The 464-nt window shown below is 61.6% G+C and carries 1 protein-coding gene; it reads right to left on the reverse strand.

The genetic code is table 11. The annotated features are described in order from the left end of the window. Window positions 1-12: 12 nt before the first annotated feature. Window positions 13-464 (reverse strand): phage antirepressor KilAC domain-containing protein (locus R0J88_RS18785; protein ID WP_410900696.1); only part of this gene is annotated, 452 nt, incomplete at its 5' end.

Here is a 464-nt window from a genome sequence, read left to right on the forward strand (position 1 = left end):
GGATGCGGGCCATCATTGGGCCTCCAGGTTGTACTGTGCCCACAGGCCAGCCACCCAAGTGACGCCCTTGGCGGTGAATTTGGCTTGATTGAAGGCATGGCCGCTGTCACTGGTTCCGGTCTTCACGGAGAACCGGCCAGCGTGGATGTGCTGTTGGTAGGCCTGCCACTCGCCGCCCATGCGATACATGATCTTCTTGTCGAGCAGGAACTCACGGAAGCGGGCCTCATTAGCCCTCAGCAGCTTTGCGGTTTGGCGGAAGCCCTTGAGGCCGGTCGACTGGACGTACTTGTCGACGAACTCGACTTTCGGCGCGGCGATGGCTAGGGCCTGCTGGGCGATCTGCTTCTGCTCCATCTCGTCAGCCCAAGCGCGTGCGGCGGCAACAGGGTTGGAGAAGTCAGGCAGAGTCGCGATGACGCGAGGCGCTTCGAGCGACTTGAGCTTATCGAGAACACTGCGGC

The organism is Pseudoalteromonas sp. SIMBA_162, from assembly GCF_046535955.1.
GTDB lineage: Bacteria > Pseudomonadota > Gammaproteobacteria > Enterobacterales > Alteromonadaceae > Pseudoalteromonas > Pseudoalteromonas marina.